The organism is Rhizobacter sp. P2_G4 (genome assembly GCF_056403575.1).
The window spans coordinates 640,164-655,653 of record NZ_JBFUFG010000001.1; the positions used below are offsets into that span (position 1 = coordinate 640,164).

Here is a 15,490-nt window from a genome sequence, read left to right on the forward strand (position 1 = left end):
TCACGGAGCACACCACATGAACACCATCGAACTCGAATTCGACCTCGTCGTGATCGGCGGCGGCACTGGCGGCCCGATGGCCGCGGTCAAGGCCAAGGAGCGCAACCCCAAGCTGCGTGTGCTGCTGATCGACAAGGCCAACGTGAAGCGCAGCGGCGCGATCTCGATGGGCATGGACGGCCTGAACAACGCCGTCATCCCCGGCCACGCGACACCGGAGCAGTACGTCAAGGAGATCACCGTCGCGAACGACGGCATCGTCGATCAGGAAGCGGTGATGGCCTACGCCGCCGGCAGCTTCGACATGATCCAGGAGCTCGACCGCTGGGGCGTGAAGTTCGAGAAGGACGAGACCGGCGACTACTCGGTGCGCAAGGTGCATCACCTCGGCGCCTACGTGCTGCCGATGCCCGAGGGGCACCACATGAAGCGCATCCTGTACCGGCAGCTGAAGCGGGCTCGCGTGGAGATCACCAACCGCGTCGTCGTCACACGCGTGCTGACGGGGCCCGACGGCGCCGTCACCGCAGTGATGGGCTTCGACTGCCGCACCGCTGAGCTGTACGTGATCCGCACCAAGGCCGCGGTGATCTGCACCGGCGCCGCAGGCCGCCTCGGCCTGCCCGCGTCGGGCTACCTGATGGGCACCTACGAGAACCCGACCAACTGCGGCGACGGCCACTCGATGGCGTACCACGCCGGGGCTGATCTCGCGAACCTCGAGTGCTTCCAGATCAACCCGCTGATCAAGGACTACAACGGCCCGGCCTGCGCGTACGTGACCGGCCCGCTCGGCGGCTACACCGCCAACAGCAAGGGCGAGCGCTTCATCGAATGCGACTACTGGAGCGGCCAGATGATGCAGGAGTTCTACAACGAACTGCTCAGCGGCAACGGCCCGGTGTTCCTCAAGCTCGACCACCTGGCCGAAGAAACGATCCAGGAGATCGAGACCATCCTGCACAGCAACGAACGGCCGAGCCGTGGCCGCTTCCACGACAAGCGCGGCAACGACTACCGTAAACAGATGGTCGAGATGCACATCTCGGAGATCGGCTTCTGCAGCGGCCACAGCGCCTCGGGCATCCACATCAACGCGCGCGGCGAGACCTCGGTGAAAGGCCTCTATGCCGCCGGTGATTGCGCCAGCGTGCCGCACAACTACATGCTCGGCGCCTTCGTCTACGGCAAGCTGTGCGGCGAGAACGCCGCGGCGTATTGCGCCGAAGTGGGCCACACGGCGGTCGATGCCGATGCGCAAGCGGCCGAGAGTGCGCGCATCCTCGCGCCGCTACAGCGCGAGGGCGGCCTCACCCCGTACCAGATCGAATACAAGACGCGCCGCCTCGTCAACGACTACCTGCAGCCACCCAAGATCACGAGCAAGTACGAGATCGGCTTGCGCCGCTTTGCCGAGATCCGTGAAGACACCGCCTCGATGTCGGCCGGCAACGCGCACGAGCTGATGCGCGCGATGGAAGCGCACTCGATCCTCGACTGCGCCGAGATGGCGGCGCGTGCCTCGATGTTTCGCACCGAGAGCCGCTGGGGCCTGTACCACCACTACGTCGACCACCCCGAGCGCGACGACGCGAACTGGTTCTGCCATTCGCTGCTGAGCCGCGACGCGCAAGGCCAGATGGCCATGCGCAAGAAAGCGATCGAGCCCTACATCGTGCCGATCGACGACGAAGAACGAACCGCCTACCAACGCCTGCGCGTCGCCTCCAGCGCCGAAGCCGCCTGACGTTTTCTCCAAGGAGCCCGCCATGACCCTCGCCGCCACCATCACCCAAGTGCCCGTCCGCGTGGACGAGTCGAAGTGCATCGCCGAGAAGGGCTGCACCGTCTGTGTCGACGTCTGCCCGCTCGACGTGCTGGCCATCGACATGCTGACCAAGAAGGCCTACATGAAATTCGACGAGTGCTGGTACTGCCTCCCCTGCGAGCAGGACTGCCCGACCGGCGCCGTCACGGTCGACATCCCCTACCTGCTGCGCTGAGGAGCCGCGATGGACACCGGAATCCCGACCCTCGCCGAGCGCTTGGCCGACGCCGACGCCACCGTGCGCCGCCTGGCAGTGATCGACCTGCCGTACAGCGACGAAGACGACATCGTGCCGCTCTTGTTGCCGCGCCTGGCCGACACCGACGCGCAAGTCCGCACCGAAGCCATCCGCGCCCTCGAAGGCTTCGAAGAGCCCGAGGTGGTGCAAGCGCTGGCGGCCATGCTGCTCGACCCGAACGCCGACGTGCGCAAGTCGGCCGGCGAGGTGCTGTCCGAATTGAAGGAAGCAGCATCGGCCGCACCGCTGCTGCCGATGCTGCAAGGCGGCCCGGCCGAGGTGCGCGCGCTCGCGTTCCACGCGGTGCGGGCGTTGCGTTCGCCGCAGGCCTTTGCGCCGGCGATGCAATCGCTGCGCGACCCCGATGCGGCGGTGCGCCGCGAAGCGGTCGGCGTGCTCGGTTACCTGAAAGACCCGGCTGCGATCGGCGAGCTGGCTGAGGTGGCAGCGAACGACCCGGACGTCGAAGTGCGCCGCATCGCGATCGGTGCGCTGGGCTATTCGAGCAGCGTGAGCGTGCTGCCGGCGCTGACCCGCGCACTCGCAGATAGCGGCTGGATGGTGCGCGACGAGGCCGCACAGACCATCGGCAAGCTGCGGCTGTCGCTGGCCATCCCCGACCTCGTGCATGCCATGCAGGACGACTACTGGCAGGTGCGCGTGAAGGCCGCACGCAGCCTCGGGCTGCTGAAGGCCGAGGCCGGGCTGCCCTCGCTCGTGGCTTCGCTGACCCACACCATCAGCAACCTGCGCAAGGAAGCCGTGATCGCGCTCGGCGAGATCGGCGACACGCGCGCGATCGCGCCGCTCGAGGCGGCACTCGCCGACCCCGACCCCGATGTGCGCAAGCTCGCGCGGCTCGCGCTCACTTCGATCGGGCTGGCGCAGAAGGCGCGTGTCGAAGGGGGCACGGCATGACCTTCGTCGTCACCGAAGCCTGCATCCGCTGCAAGTACACCGACTGTGTCGCGGTCTGCCCGGTCGACTGCTTTCACGAGGGACCGAACTTCCTCGCGATCAACCCCGAGGTGTGCATCGACTGCGCGGTCTGCGTGCCCGAATGCCCGGTGGGCGCCATCGTCGCCGACACCGACGTGCCGGCGGAGCAGCGCAGCTACATCGAGCTGAACGCCCGCCTCGCCGCGCAATGGCCAGTCATCAGCCAGACCCGCGAACCGCTGCCCGATGCCGAGGCGTGGGCCTCGGTGGTCGACAAGCGCGTGCAGCTGGTCGAGCACGCCTAGCCACCCCCAGCACGCGCATCGGAATGAACCGCCATGCCCGACAAGACAGCCGCGCCCCGAGCGCACCAGCGACCACCCGCAGTGGCACCTGTCTTGCAATCGGAGGAGACGAACCGTCCATCCACTCCTTGGAGAACCTGTTCATGAAGCACATCGTCTTGCGAGTCTGCGCGGCCCTGGCGCTGTCTCTCTGCCTCGAGCTGCCGGCCCTCGCGCGGCAGGACGTGGTCATCGGCATCGGCACCCAGAACACCACCACCAACACCGTCACCGGCGGCGTGGTGCTCAAGGAGATGAAGCTGATCGAGAAGTACCTGCCCAAGACCGGCAAGTACAAGGACATCGACTTCAAGCTGGACTGGCAGAACTTCACCTCCGGCCCGCCGATCACGAACGGCATGATGGCCAAGAAGCTGCACATCGGCATGATGGGTGACTACCCGCTGCTGGTGAACGGCGCCACCGGCCAGGCGCAGCCGGGCAACGAGACGCTGCTCGTGGCCATCATTGCCTACAGCGCCTTCGGTTCGGGCAACGGCGTGGTGGTGCACAAGGACTCGCCGTACTACGAGCTCGCCGACCTCAAAGGCAAGCTGATCTCGGTGCCCTTCGGCTCGGCCGCGCACGGCATGCTGCTGCAGGCGATGCAGAGCCGCGGCTGGAAGGACGACTACTGGGACCTCGTCAGCCAGAGCCCCGAAGTCGGCACGACCAACCTGCAGGAAAAGAAGATCGACGCGCACGCCGACTTCGTGCCCTTTGCCGACCTGCTGCCGTACCGCGGCTTCGCGCGCAAGATCTTCGATGGTGCCGAGACCAAGGTGCCGACCTTCCACGGCGTCGTCGTCCGCAAGGACTTCGCGACCGAGTACCCCGAGGTCGTCGTCGCCTACATCAAGGCGCTGATGGAGGCCGATGCCTGGGTGCGCAGCAACCCGACCGCGGCGGCAGCCAAGATCGAGGAGTGGACCAAGATCGAGAAGGAGGTGGCCTACCTCTACCTCGGCCCGGGCGGCATCCACACGCTCGACCCGACCATCAAGCCGCGCTGGCTCGACACCATCAAGACCGGCCACGAGGTGCTCACACGCCTGAACCGCGTGAAGCCGCTGGACATCAACGCCTGGGTCAACGAGACCTATGTGCGCCAGGCCTTCAAGGAACTCAAGCTCGACTACGACGCGCAGAAGCACACCCTCGCGAACTACGACATCAGCGGCACCGACCCGTTGTGCAAGACACCGATCACGCGGCCGAAGGACGCCGGCGAAGTGTGGCTCGACGGCGCGCCGATCGCTGCCTACGCCTCGCCGGTCTGCACGCTCGCGGCGATCAACAAGGCGCAGAGCGAAGGCAAGAAGGTCAAGGTGGCCTACCTCACCGACAAGACGCTGGGCATCAAGCTCTTCGCCGACAAGGCCTTCTATGCGGTGAACAGCAGCGACCCGAAGAAGCCGCAGATCGCACCCTTTCTGCTGAGGAAGGACGCGCAAGCCGAGGCCATGGCCACCGGCGGCCGCCTCGCGACCTACCCCGAAGCGCTCGCCGCCGCTGCCGGCCTCTAACGCCGCCTCTGATATCGCCTCTGACACCGAGGAACACACCATGCCGCCTGTCACGCAACGCCTGTTCCACGACCTGCCGCCGCCAGGCGCGCGCACCGACGCCGCGCCCGCGCGCGGATTAGCGCGGCCCGAAGACACGCTGCGCCCGCCACTGCCGGCTCCTACCGGCACACCGATGGCGCCGCGCTTCGCCGAGCGGGTGTGGCAGGGGCTGCGCGAGCGGGCACCCGCGCAGCTGATGGCACTCGCGTCGCTGCTCGGCATCGTGTTGTTCTGGCATCTCGCGACGACGTACAAGCTCGACTTCTACATCCGCTTCACCAACATCCCGACGCCGGCCGAGGTGCTGTCGAAGATCGTCGAGGTGAACGCGTCGCCGAAGTTCATCAAGAACGTCGGCATGAGTTTGCGGCGCATCTTCATCGGCTTTGCGATCGCCACCGTGCTCGGCGTCGCGCTCGGCATGTTGATCGGCCGCTACCGGCTGACGCGCAACCTGCTGTTCCCGGCGATGGAGGTCTTCCGCCCGATCCCGGCGATCGCGTGGGTGCCGATCTCGATCATGCTGTGGCCCGACAACGAGGTCAGCATCGTCTTCATCACCTTCATCGGTGCGTTCTTTCCCATCCTGCTGAACACCATCAGCGGCGTGCAGGCCGTCGACGACGTGTTGCTGCGCGCCAGCCAATGCCTCGGCGCACGCGAGCGCCAGATCATGTGGTACGTGGTGCTGCCCGGCGCGGCGCCGCAGATCTTCACCGGCCTGGCCGTCGGCATGGGCGTGGCCTGGGTCTCGCTGATCGCGGCCGAGATGATCTCGGGGCAGTTCGGCATCGGCTACTTCACCTGGGAGGCCTACTCGCTGATCTCGTACCCCGAGATCGTGCTTGGCATGATCACGATCGGCATCCTCGGCCTGATGTGCAGCGGGCTGATCCGCTTCGTCGGCAAGGCGGTGATGCCGTGGCTGGCCTACGGTTCGCGCGCCGGGAGCGTGCGATGAGCGCCGTCGCCAACGAGGGCACTGGGGCGCGCAAGGGCCATGTGCAGATCAAGGACGTCTCGGTGCGCTTCGGCAGCAAGGGGCGCATGACCGAGGCGGCCAGCCGCGTGTCGCTGGAGGTGAAGCCCGGCGAGTTCGTCAGCATCATCGGCCCGTCGGGTTGCGGCAAGTCGACGCTGCTCAACATCGTTGCCGGCTTCATCAAGCCCAGCGAGGGCGAGGCGCTGCTCGATGGTCAGCCCATCGGTGGCCCGGGTGCCGACCGCGGCGTGGTGTTCCAGCAGTACTCGCTGTTCCCGTGGATGACGGTGCGCAAGAACGTCGAGTTCGGCCTGAAGATGAAAGGCATTGGGCAGAGCCAGCGCGAGACTGCCGCGCGTTCGCTGCTCGGCATGGCCGGCTTGCTGGCATTCGAGAACCACTACCCCGATCAACTGTCAGGCGGCATGAAGCAGCGCGTCGGCATCGTGCGTGCGCTCGCCACCAGTCCGCAGGTGATGCTGATGGACGAGCCCTTCGGCGCGCTCGATTCGCAGACGCGCACCGTGATGCAGGAGATCCTCACCAACATGTGGCAGCAGCTGCAGCTGTCGGTGCTGTTCATCACCCACGACATCGAAGAAGCGATCTTCCTGTCGGAGAAGGTCTACGTGATGACCGCGCGCCCGGGCCGCATCAAGGCTGAGATTCCGATCCCGCTGCCGCGGCCGCGCACACCGGAGATGACGGCATCGCCGACCTTCCAGGCGCTGGTGCGCCAGCTCAAGGCGCTGATCCGCGAAGAGAGCCTGGCCGCGATGGGCGGCGAGCTGCACAGCGGCGGGCTGCAGGGCATCGACCACCAGTTCAGCCACGACGGCATGAACGCGCTGATATGAGCGCCGAAGCCAACGCGCTCGACGCGCAGCTGTTTCCGCAGGCCATCGTCAACCACCAGGGCAGCGGCGTGCTCGAGCTGCGCTGGCAGGACGGCAGCGAGAGCCGCCTGCCGCACGGGCTGCTGCGCTCGCGTTGCCGGTGCGCGGGCTGCGAGCACGCCTTTCGCACACAGGGCACGCGGCCGGAGCCTGTTGAAGCGATCCGCCTCGATGCCATCCACCCGATCGCCGACAAGGGGCTGAACCTGGTGTTCTCCGACGGACACGGGCGCGGCATCTTTCCGTGGGCCTACCTGCACGAGCTCGGCCAGTCAATTTCTTCCTGAACACCTCCACAGACCATGTCAAAACTCGCCACCGAACGTGTCCTGCAGGTCCACCACTGGAACGACACGCTGTTCTCCTTTCGAACCACGCGCGACCCGGGCCTGCGCTTTCGCAACGGCCACTTCGTGATGCTCGGGCTGCCGGTCGAGGGCAAGCCGCTGATGCGCGCCTACAGCGTCGCAAGCGCCAACCATGAAGAGCACCTCGAGTTCTTCAGCATCAAGGTGCCGGATGGCCCGCTGACCTCGCGCCTGCAACACCTGCAGCCGGGCGACGAGGTGATCGTCGGACGCAAGCCCGTCGGCAGCCTCGTGCTCGACGACCTGCGGCCCGGCCGGCACCTGTACCTGCTGTCCACCGGCACGGGCCTCGCTCCGTTCATCAGCATCATCCAGGACCCCGACACCTACGAGCGCTTCGAGAAGGTGGTGCTGATCCACGGCGTACGGCAGGTCAGCGAGCTCGCGTACGCCACGTTCATCGAAGAACTGCCGAGCCACGACTACCTCGGCGAGCTGGTTCGCGACAAGCTGCTGTACTACCCGACGGTCACGCGCGAGCCGTTCCGCAACCAGGGCCGGCTCACCGAGGTCATCGAGTCGGGCAAGCTGTTCAGCGACCTCGGCCTGCCGCCGCTCGATGCCGCGGTCGACCGCGCCATGATCTGCGGCAGCGCCGCGATGCTCGCCGACAGCTGCAAGCTGCTCGATGCGCGCGGCTTCCACGTCAGCCCGCGCCAAGGCGAGCAGGGCGACTACGTGATCGAGCGCGCGTTCGTCGAGAAGTAGCACGTGCCCATGGCCACCGAGAGTTCCGCGGACGACCCCGCGCCGCACGGGTGGCGGCGCCCCGCGAACGGTGGCGGCACACCGCGCCACCCGCTGGCCGTCGCATTGCAGGCGCGTTGGCCCGGCGCTCTGCTCTGCGCGGTGATCGCCATGGCGGCCAGCTTCGTGTCTCGGTTGCATGGCGGGCCGCAGCTGCTGTATGCGCTGCTCTTCGGTGTGTCGTTCCACTTCCTGCTGGAGGACACGAAGATCCGCCCCGGCATCGAGTTCTGCACCGGCCTCGTGTTGCGCCTGGGCGTGGCACTGCTCGGGGCCCGCATCACGGTCTCGCAGATTGCGGCGCTGGGGTGGAGCACCGCACTGATCGTGGTCGGCTGCGTGCTCAGCACCATCTTCGGCGGCATCTGGCTGGCCCGGCGCCTCGGGCTTAGTACCACACAGGGGCTGCTGTCGGGCGGGGCCACGGCCATCTGCGGCGCCTCGGCGGCGCTCGCGATCTCGGCGGTGCTGCCGCGCAGCCGCGAGCAGGAGCGCTTCACCTTGCTGGTGGTCGTGTCCGTCACCTCGCTGTCGACGCTTGCGATGCTCTTGTACCCGCTGCTCGTGCACGCGCTGCATCTGCCGCCGGCGCTGGCCGGCCTGTTCCTCGGCGGATCGATCCACGACGTGGCGCAGGTGGTCGGCGCGGGCTACCTGATGGGCCAGGAGACCGGCGATGCGGCCACCATCGTCAAGCTGTTTCGGGTCTCGATGCTGGCGCTGGTGGTGATCGTGGTGTCTGCGGCCTACCGCGGTGCGCGACCCACCGACACCGCCATTGCAGGCCCCGCACGCCGAGCCGCGCTCGTGCCCTGGTTCCTGTGGGTGTTCCTCGCGCTGGTGATGCTGCATTCGCTGCACGGCATCCCGGAGATCGCCCAGCCGCTGATCGGTGACGTGTCGCGCGGCTGCCTGATCGTGGCGATTGCGGCTCTCGGCGTGAAGACCTCGTTCCAGATGTTGTTCGACACCGGCTGGCGGCCTTTCGCGCTGCTGCTCGTCGAGACACTGTGGCTGGCTGCCGCGCTTCTCATCGCCATTCTGCTGACCCGCCCGGCCTGAGCGCGGCATCGGCTGAGCAGCCCTCGCCAGCGGCTGCAAGCACCGCATCTGCCGACAAGTTCATGAACTGAGCGATTCCGTCGCAAAGCGAAGACTAGGGTTTACCCTAAAATTACGGGTATACCCTTGGAGAACCGTTGTGACCGACTTTTTCGCTTTCCTCGCCCTCGTTGCCATCTTTGGCGCCCGTCTCTACTACGCCAACGTGGCCGCCGAGTTCCTCGACGACATGCCCGCCTCGGTGCGCGCCAGCCTGCTCAAGCGCGCCAACCTGGCGCTCGACTGAGCTTGCAATTGCAAACCCGGGCTGAGTTCGACAGCCCGCCCGTGAGGGCTCAAAGCTCCGGCGCCAGCTTCCCCAGGTAGTGGCGCACGCGCGGGTCGCGCGCCAGTTCCTTCAGCGAATCGGCCTGCATCAGCCGACTCACGCGGCTCTCGTCCTTGTGGACGAAGATGAAGCGCCCGCAGACCTCGGCCAGGATGTCCATGTGCACCGGCTCGTTCGGGTGCAGGCACAGGAACACGAGCTTGCCGTCATCGCGCAGGCGCTTGAAGAAGTCGAGCATGAAGCCGATGTAGCCGTCTTGCGTGTTGAACTGCGGCTCGTCGAACAGGTGCACCTGCGCCCGGGCACTCTCCGCGTGGTCGAGCATGAAGGCCGGGTGCGTGCGTGTGAACGAGCGCACCTGGTAGCTCTGGTGGTAGTGCAAGGCCAGCCGATCGCGCTCGCGGTAGCGCACACGGTGGATGTCTTGCCCGGCCACCATCACGCGGCCGGCGGTGGGCAGGTTGCTGCCGGTGATCAGCTCGAACAGCGTGGTCTTGCCGGCGCCGTTGGCACCCATCACGCCGACGATGCCCGGGCCGTCGATCTCGAAGTCGGCCTCCAGCGAAAAGGTGGTCTGGCGTTGCGGCCAGCCACGCTGGTAACGCTTGCTGAGGCCTTCGACGCGCAGTAGCGGCGCTTTGCCGGTCGCGGTGGTGGTTGCGGTTGCGATTGAACTCATCTCAGATCCCCAGCAGACGGCGTTGCAGGCCGGCGTCGCGGCGCATGGCCTCGGCCGGCCCTTCGTGGACGACGCGGCCCTGCCGCATCACGTAGACGCGGTCGGCCACGGCCAGCGCGCTCTCCACGTTCTGTTCCACCAGCAGCACCGAGACGCCTTCGCGCTTGAGGCGCAGCACGGTCGACATCACGTCTTGCACGACCTTGGGCGCGAGGCCCTGGCTGGGTTCGTCGAACAGCACCAGCCCAGGCGCGCCGAGCAGCGCGCGCGAGATCGCGACCATCTGCATCTCGCCGCCGGAGAGGTTCTCGCACTCGCGCGCCATCAGGTACTCGAGCGCCGAGAAGATTTCGAAGCACTCTTTCTCGGTCCACGCGCGAAAGCGCGTTTTCTTGCGCGCGATGGCGAGGTTGCGCGCCACGGTGAGCGTCGGGAAGATGCGCCGATCGTCCGGCACCCAGCCAATGCCCATGCCGGCGATCTCGTGCGTGGGGCGGCGTGTCACGTCCGCGCCGTCGAACGCGATGCGCCCGCTGCGCGGCGGCGTGAGGCCGAGGATGGAACGCAGCGTCGTCGTCTTGCCGGCGCCATTGGGGCCGAGCAGCGCGACCACCTCTCCCGGCGCCACGGTGAGCGACACGCCGAACAGCGCCTGCGTCTCACCGTAAAAGGTCTCGATGCCGTCGATGGCGAGCATGCTCTCGCTCGCACTCGGCTTCAACACCGCGCTCATGACAACAGGCCCAGGTTGGAGCGCTGCACCCACGGGTTCTCGCGCAAGGCGTCGGGCTTGCCCTGGGCGATGACCTGCCCCCAGTGAATGACCGAGATGCGGTCGGCCAGGCTGAACAGAAAGTGCATGTCGTGTTCGATGATGACGATGGTGAGCTGGCGTTTCAGTTCGGCGATCAGCTCGGCCAGGCGCGCCGTGCCTTCGCTGCCCAGCCCCGCCGTGGGTTCGTCGAGAAACAGCAGCCGCGGCCGTGCCGCCAGCGCCACGCCGATCTCCAGCGCACGCCGCTCGCCGTACGACAGGCTTTCGGCCACCACGCGCTCCTTGCCGGCCAGGCCGACCCGCGCCAGGATGGCCGCGGCCTCATCGTGCGCCGCCGTGTTACGGCCCAGGTCGCGAACCATCGAGAAGCCCTGCGCACGCACCGAGGGCAGGGCGATCAGGATGTTGTCGAGCGCGGTGTCGTCATCGAACAGATTCATGATCTGGAACGAACGCGACACGCCCTTGCAGGCGATCTGCCGCGGCGACAAGCCGGTGATGTCTTCACCCGCAAACTTCACCGTGCCGCGGTCGGGCTTGTAGCGGCCGGTGAGCACGTTGAAGCAGGTCGTCTTGCCGGCGCCGTTGGGCCCCATGATGCCGGCGAGCTGGCCTTCCTCGAACGAGAGCGAGATGCTTTCGAGCACCACGTTGTCGCCGAATCGCTTGTGCAGTTGGGTGGCTTCGAAGAGGGCCATGCTCATGCCTCCTTGGCCACGGGGTTCATCGGTGTCGCAGGAGCCGGCGGGCTCGAGCTTCGCCGCGCCCAGCGCGCCCGCGCCTTCTGCCACGCGCCGGCCACGCCGTCGGGCTGGAACAGCACCATCGCCATGAACACCAGGCCGTACCAGAGCAGCCAGGTCTCTGTGTAGGCGCCCAGGAGGTCCCGCGCGAGGATGAAGAACAGCGCGCCGATCACCGGCCCCCAGAAGCTCACGAGGCCGCCGCCGATCAACACCATCATCACGACGAAGCCCGAGTTGTGCAGGCTCATCACGTTGGGGTAGGCCGACTGCTGCGCCATCGCGAACAGGGCACCCGCCAGGCCCGCCACGCTGGCCGACAAGGTGAACGCGAGCCACTTGTAGAGCCACACGTTGTGACCCACGAAGGCAGCGCGCATCTCGTTCTGCTTGATGGCGCGCAGCACGCGGCCGAAGGGCGAATGGATCAGCCGCCACAAGGCCACCAGCACCAGCGCGAACAGCACCAGCGCGAAGTAGAAGAAGGCTTCGTTGCTCTTCAGCGAGATGTCGGCCAAGCCCAGCGACAAGTCGGGCCGCTTGATGTTGAGCAGGCCATCTTCACCCCCCGTGATGTCGTGCAACTTGACCGCGGCGAACCAGAAAACCTGCCCGAACGCGATGGTGAGCAGCGCGTAGTAGATGCCGCGCTTGTGCGAGATGAAGGCGCCCACCAGCATGCCGAACAGCGCCGAGATCAGCACCGCCCCGATGAGGCCGAGCCCGAGACCCGCATCCGCACGCTGCTGCAACAGGCCGAACGCATAGGCGCCCACACCGAAGTACGCGCCGTGGCCGAACGACGGCAGGCCGCCGTAGCCGAGCAGCAGGTTGTGCCCCAGCGCAAACATCATCCAGATCATGATTTCAAGCGCGAGGTATTGGTAGAGGCCGACCTGGCTCAGCCACAGCGGCGTGCTGGCGAGCAGCGCGACGGTGAACACCATGGGGGCAGTGACAAGCGAAGCAGGTCGGGTTTCTGTGGACATGAGGTGGCGAACAAACGCTGGACACAATGGAATGTATGTTCTATTCTGCGTTCATACAAGAACGTTTGTTCTACTTTTTCCAAGTTCCCCATCAGTGAATTCCCCATGCCGGCAGCCCTGAACTACGACGACCTGAAAGACGCCATCTCGCGCGTCTACCCCACGCTCCCCAAACAGCTGCAACTGATCGCGCGTTTTGCGCTCGACAAGCCCAACGAACTCGCACTCGGTACCGTGGCCTCGGTGGCCGATGCAGCAGGCGTGCAGCCCTCATCACTGATCCGCTTCTCCAACGCGCTCGAATTCGGCGGCTTCTCAGAGATGCAGCAGGTCTTTCGCGACCACCTGGTGGAGCGCTCGGCCAGCTACCGCGAGCGCATCGACCAGCTGCGCCGCCGCAGCAAGCCTGCCGGTGCGGAGTCGGGTGTGCTGCACCAGTTCGTCGGTGATGCGGTGTCGGAGCTGGGCCACCTGGAAGAGAACGTCACCGAGGCCGACATCACGGCTGCGGCACAGCTCATCTGCGCCGCCAAGTGCGTGCACGTGCTGGGGCAGCGCCGCGCGTATCCGCTGGCAGCGTATCTGGCCTACGCGCTGGGCCAGCTCGAACTCAAGACCTACCGGCTCGACGGCATGGGCGGCATGCTGTCCGATTCGCTGCGCGCCATCGACCCCGACGACCTGCTCATCGTCGCGAGCTTCCACAGCTATGCGCAAGAGGTGATTGACGCCACGCTGGCCGTGCATGCCCGCGGCGTGCCGGTGATCGCCATCACCGACAGCTCACTGTCGCCGCTGAAGCCGCCGTCGCGCGTGTGCTTCGAGTTGAGCGTCGGCTCCAAGCAGGCCTTCCGCTCGCTGGTGGCGCCGCTGTGCCTGGCGCAGGCGCTGGTCGTGAGCACCGGCCACCAGCTCACCGAGCAGGCGGCGAAAGCAGCGCCGGCGAAGAAGGCCAACGGCCGCGCGACCCCCAAGAAGACGGCCGGCGCGGCCAAAGCCAAAGGAGTCCACTGATGAGGGAACTCGAGCTGCTCTGCATGGGGCGTGCTGCCGTCGACCTGTACGGTGAGCAGATCGGCGGCCGCCTGGAAGACATGCAGTCGTTCGCCAAGTACCTGGGCGGCTCGCCGGCCAACACGGCCGTGGGCGCATCGCGTCTGGGGCTCAAGGCGGCGATGCTCACGCGCGTCGGCGACGAGCACAACGGCCGCTTCGTGCGCGAGACGCTCGCCGCCGAAGGGGTGGACGTGTCGCAGGTGCGCACCGACCCGAAGCGCCTTACAGCGCTCGTCTTCCTCGGCATCCGCGACCGCGACACCTTTCCGCTGGTGTTCTACCGCGAGCAGTGCGCCGACATGGGCCTCTCTGCGGCTGACGTGGACCCGGCCTTCGTTGGCACGGCCAAGACGCTGCTGATCTCGGGCACGCACCTGTCGAGCCCGCAGACCTACGACGCCTGCCTCAGTGCGATGCAGGCCGCACGTGCTGCCGGCAACCGCGTCGCGCTCGACATCGACTACCGCCCGGTGCTGTGGGGGCTGACGTCGCCAGGGCTCGGCGAGCAGCGCTACGTCCCTTCCGCCCAGGTCAGCGCGAATCTGCAGCAGGTGCTGCCCTTGTGCGACCTGATCGTCGGCACCGAAGAAGAGATCCACATCGCCGGCGGCGCGAGCGACAGCTTGGCGGCGCTGCAGCGCATCCGCGCGGTGTCGCCCACAGCGCTGATCGTGATGAAGCGTGGCCCGATGGGCTGCGTGGCGTACCCGAGCGCCATTCCGGCGCGCATCGAAGACGGTGTCGCCGGCCCGGGTTTTCCGGTCGAGGTGTTCAACGTGCTCGGCGCGGGCGATGCGTTCATGGCCGGCCTGCTGCGCGGCTGGGTGCGCAACGAGCCGATCGAGCGCACGCTGAGCTACGCCAATGCCTGCGGCGCGATCGTGGTGTCGCGCCACGGCTGCGCACCGGCCATGCCGAGCTGGGACGAACTCAGCCACTTTTTGAAGCACGGCTCGCCCACGCAGCGCCTGCGTGAAGACGCGCGCCTGGAGCAGCTGCACCGCGCCTCCACACGCACACGGCAATGGAGCTCGCTCGCGGTGCTGGCCTTCGACCACCGCGCACAGCTCGAAGAGCTGGCCCAGCGCCATGGCGCGGCGGTGTCGCGCATCGCCGAGTTCAAGCAGCTCGTGGCACGGGCGGCGCGCAAGGGCTATGACGCCGCTCGCGCTGCCAGCCAGGCCACGGGTTTCCCCACGCCGGGCGTGATCATCGATGGCCGCCATGGTGAAGACGTGCTGCCGCAACTCACCGGCGCCGGCTGGTGGGTGGGCCGGCCGGTGGAGCGGCCAGGGTCGCGGCCCCTCGCCTTCGAGAAGAACACCACCAACATCGCACTCGCATTGCGCACCTGGCCAGCCGAGCACGTGGTGAAGTGCCTGCTGGCCCATCACCCGGACGACGGTGCCGCGCTGATGGCCGAGCAGTTGCGCACGATGGTCACGCTGGCCGAGGCCTGCAACGCGACCGGGCACGAGCTGCTGGTGGAAGTGATTCCGCCGCGCGAGATGCCGGCGCGAGACGACACGATGTCGCGCGCCATGCAGCAGATCTACGAAGCCGGCGTGTGGCCCGATTGGTGGAAGCTGCAGGCACCCGCCAACGCCACCGCGTGGAAGCACATCGCCGCGGTGATCGCGCAGCACGACCCGCATTGCCGCGGCGTGCTGCTGCTCGGGCTCGAAGCCAGCGAGGCCGACCTCTCGGCCGGCTTTCGTGTGGCAGCCGGCCAGCCGCTGTGCAAGGGCTTCGCGGTCGGCCGCTCGATCTTTGCCGACGCCGCCACCGGCTGGTTCGCCGGCACGCTGGACGACGCCGGCGTGATCGACCAGGTGGCCACCCGCTACCAGCGCCTCATTCACCTGTGGGTGACAGCAGGCGACACGGCCGGCGAGACGAGCCCACAGCCCGTCGCCGACATCGCCACCACCGCATCCAACAACTGATG

The 15,490-nt window shown here is 67.1% G+C and carries 17 protein-coding genes; 13 read left to right on the top strand and 4 right to left on the bottom strand.

The genetic code is table 11. The features are described 5' to 3' along the window. The first annotated feature begins 16 nt into the window (after window positions 1-16). From AC1DYS_RS03095 to AC1DYS_RS03145, 11 genes are all read left to right on the top strand, one after another. Window positions 17-1,747, top strand: a complete 1,731-nt coding sequence (locus tag AC1DYS_RS03095; protein ID WP_477895938.1) for a fumarate reductase/succinate dehydrogenase flavoprotein subunit — start codon at window positions 17-19, stop codon at window positions 1,745-1,747. Between the two features lie 22 nt (window positions 1,748-1,769). Then, entirely contained in the window at window positions 1,770-2,003 is a 234-nt protein-coding gene (locus AC1DYS_RS03100; protein WP_477895940.1) for a 4Fe-4S dicluster domain-containing protein, read from the top strand. 9 nt (window positions 2,004-2,012) lie between these two features. Then, window positions 2,013-2,984 carry a HEAT repeat domain-containing protein gene (locus AC1DYS_RS03105; RefSeq protein ID WP_477895942.1) on the top strand — a complete coding sequence of 324 codons (972 nt, stop codon included), beginning with the start codon at window positions 2,013-2,015 and terminating at the stop codon, window positions 2,982-2,984. After that, complete coding sequence (gene fdxA / locus AC1DYS_RS03110; RefSeq protein ID WP_477895944.1) at window positions 2,981-3,310, top strand: ferredoxin FdxA; 330 nt, start codon at window positions 2,981-2,983, stop codon at window positions 3,308-3,310. The genes AC1DYS_RS03105 and fdxA overlap by 4 nt, the downstream gene beginning before the upstream one ends. Before the next feature lie 143 nt (window positions 3,311-3,453). Then, window positions 3,454-4,875: an ABC transporter substrate-binding protein gene (locus AC1DYS_RS03115; protein ID WP_477895946.1), complete on the top strand. Its 1,422-nt coding sequence runs from the start codon at window positions 3,454-3,456 to the stop codon at window positions 4,873-4,875. A gap of 40 nt (window positions 4,876-4,915) precedes the next feature. After that, the gene (locus AC1DYS_RS03120; RefSeq protein ID WP_477895948.1) at window positions 4,916-5,878 is read left to right on the top strand and encodes an ABC transporter permease; all 963 of its coding nucleotides are present in this window, start codon (window positions 4,916-4,918) and stop codon (window positions 5,876-5,878) included. Continuing rightward, on the top strand, window positions 5,875-6,756 hold the full coding sequence (locus AC1DYS_RS03125) for an ABC transporter ATP-binding protein (protein ID WP_477895950.1): 882 nt from the start codon (window positions 5,875-5,877) through the stop codon (window positions 6,754-6,756). Before AC1DYS_RS03120 ends, AC1DYS_RS03125 begins: the two co-directional genes overlap by 4 nt. Then, window positions 6,753-7,082, top strand: coding sequence for a DUF971 domain-containing protein (locus tag AC1DYS_RS03130; RefSeq protein ID WP_477895952.1), 330 nt, complete (start codon window positions 6,753-6,755; stop codon window positions 7,080-7,082). The genes AC1DYS_RS03125 and AC1DYS_RS03130 overlap by 4 nt, the downstream gene beginning before the upstream one ends. A 15-nt stretch (window positions 7,083-7,097) precedes the next feature. Next, on the top strand, window positions 7,098-7,871 hold the full coding sequence (locus AC1DYS_RS03135; RefSeq protein ID WP_477895954.1) for a ferredoxin--NADP reductase: 774 nt from the start codon (window positions 7,098-7,100) through the stop codon (window positions 7,869-7,871). A gap of 9 nt (window positions 7,872-7,880) precedes the next feature. Continuing rightward, window positions 7,881-8,972 carry a YeiH family protein gene (locus AC1DYS_RS03140; RefSeq protein WP_477895956.1) on the top strand — a complete coding sequence of 364 codons (1,092 nt, stop codon included), beginning with the start codon at window positions 7,881-7,883 and terminating at the stop codon, window positions 8,970-8,972. 139 nt (window positions 8,973-9,111) lie between these two features. After that, window positions 9,112-9,258, top strand: coding sequence for a hypothetical protein (locus AC1DYS_RS03145; RefSeq protein ID WP_477895958.1), 147 nt, complete (start codon window positions 9,112-9,114; stop codon window positions 9,256-9,258). Between the two features lie 49 nt (window positions 9,259-9,307). Here AC1DYS_RS03145 and AC1DYS_RS03150 read toward each other — a convergent pair whose 3' ends face one another. Genes AC1DYS_RS03150 through AC1DYS_RS03165 form a run of 4 tightly spaced genes read right to left on the bottom strand, consistent with a single transcriptional unit; the run spans window position 9,308 to window position 12,444 of the window. Further along, complete coding sequence (locus tag AC1DYS_RS03150; protein WP_477895960.1) at window positions 9,308-9,979, bottom strand: ATP-binding cassette domain-containing protein; 672 nt, start codon at window positions 9,977-9,979, stop codon at window positions 9,308-9,310. Window position 9,980: 1 nt separating this feature from the next. Continuing rightward, complete coding sequence (locus AC1DYS_RS03155) at window positions 9,981-10,712, bottom strand: ABC transporter ATP-binding protein (RefSeq protein WP_477895962.1); 732 nt, start codon at window positions 10,710-10,712, stop codon at window positions 9,981-9,983. Further along, entirely contained in the window at window positions 10,709-11,452 is a 744-nt protein-coding gene (locus tag AC1DYS_RS03160) for an ABC transporter ATP-binding protein (protein WP_477895964.1), read from the bottom strand. Before AC1DYS_RS03160 ends, AC1DYS_RS03155 begins: the two co-directional genes overlap by 4 nt. A gap of 2 nt (window positions 11,453-11,454) precedes the next feature. Continuing rightward, on the bottom strand, window positions 11,455-12,444 hold the full coding sequence (locus tag AC1DYS_RS03165) for a branched-chain amino acid ABC transporter permease (protein ID WP_477895966.1): 990 nt from the start codon (window positions 12,442-12,444) through the stop codon (window positions 11,455-11,457). A gap of 147 nt (window positions 12,445-12,591) precedes the next feature. Here AC1DYS_RS03165 and AC1DYS_RS03170 point away from each other — a divergent pair, with 147 nt between their 5' ends. Further along, a complete protein-coding gene (locus AC1DYS_RS03170) occupies window positions 12,592-13,500 on the top strand; it encodes a MurR/RpiR family transcriptional regulator (RefSeq protein WP_477895968.1) in 909 nt (302 codons plus the stop codon). Continuing rightward, window positions 13,500-15,488 carry a bifunctional 5-dehydro-2-deoxygluconokinase/5-dehydro-2-deoxyphosphogluconate aldolase gene (locus AC1DYS_RS03175; RefSeq protein ID WP_477895970.1) on the top strand — a complete coding sequence of 663 codons (1,989 nt, stop codon included), beginning with the start codon at window positions 13,500-13,502 and terminating at the stop codon, window positions 15,486-15,488. Before AC1DYS_RS03170 ends, AC1DYS_RS03175 begins: the two co-directional genes overlap by 1 nt. Window positions 15,489-15,490: the final 2 nt, after the last annotated feature.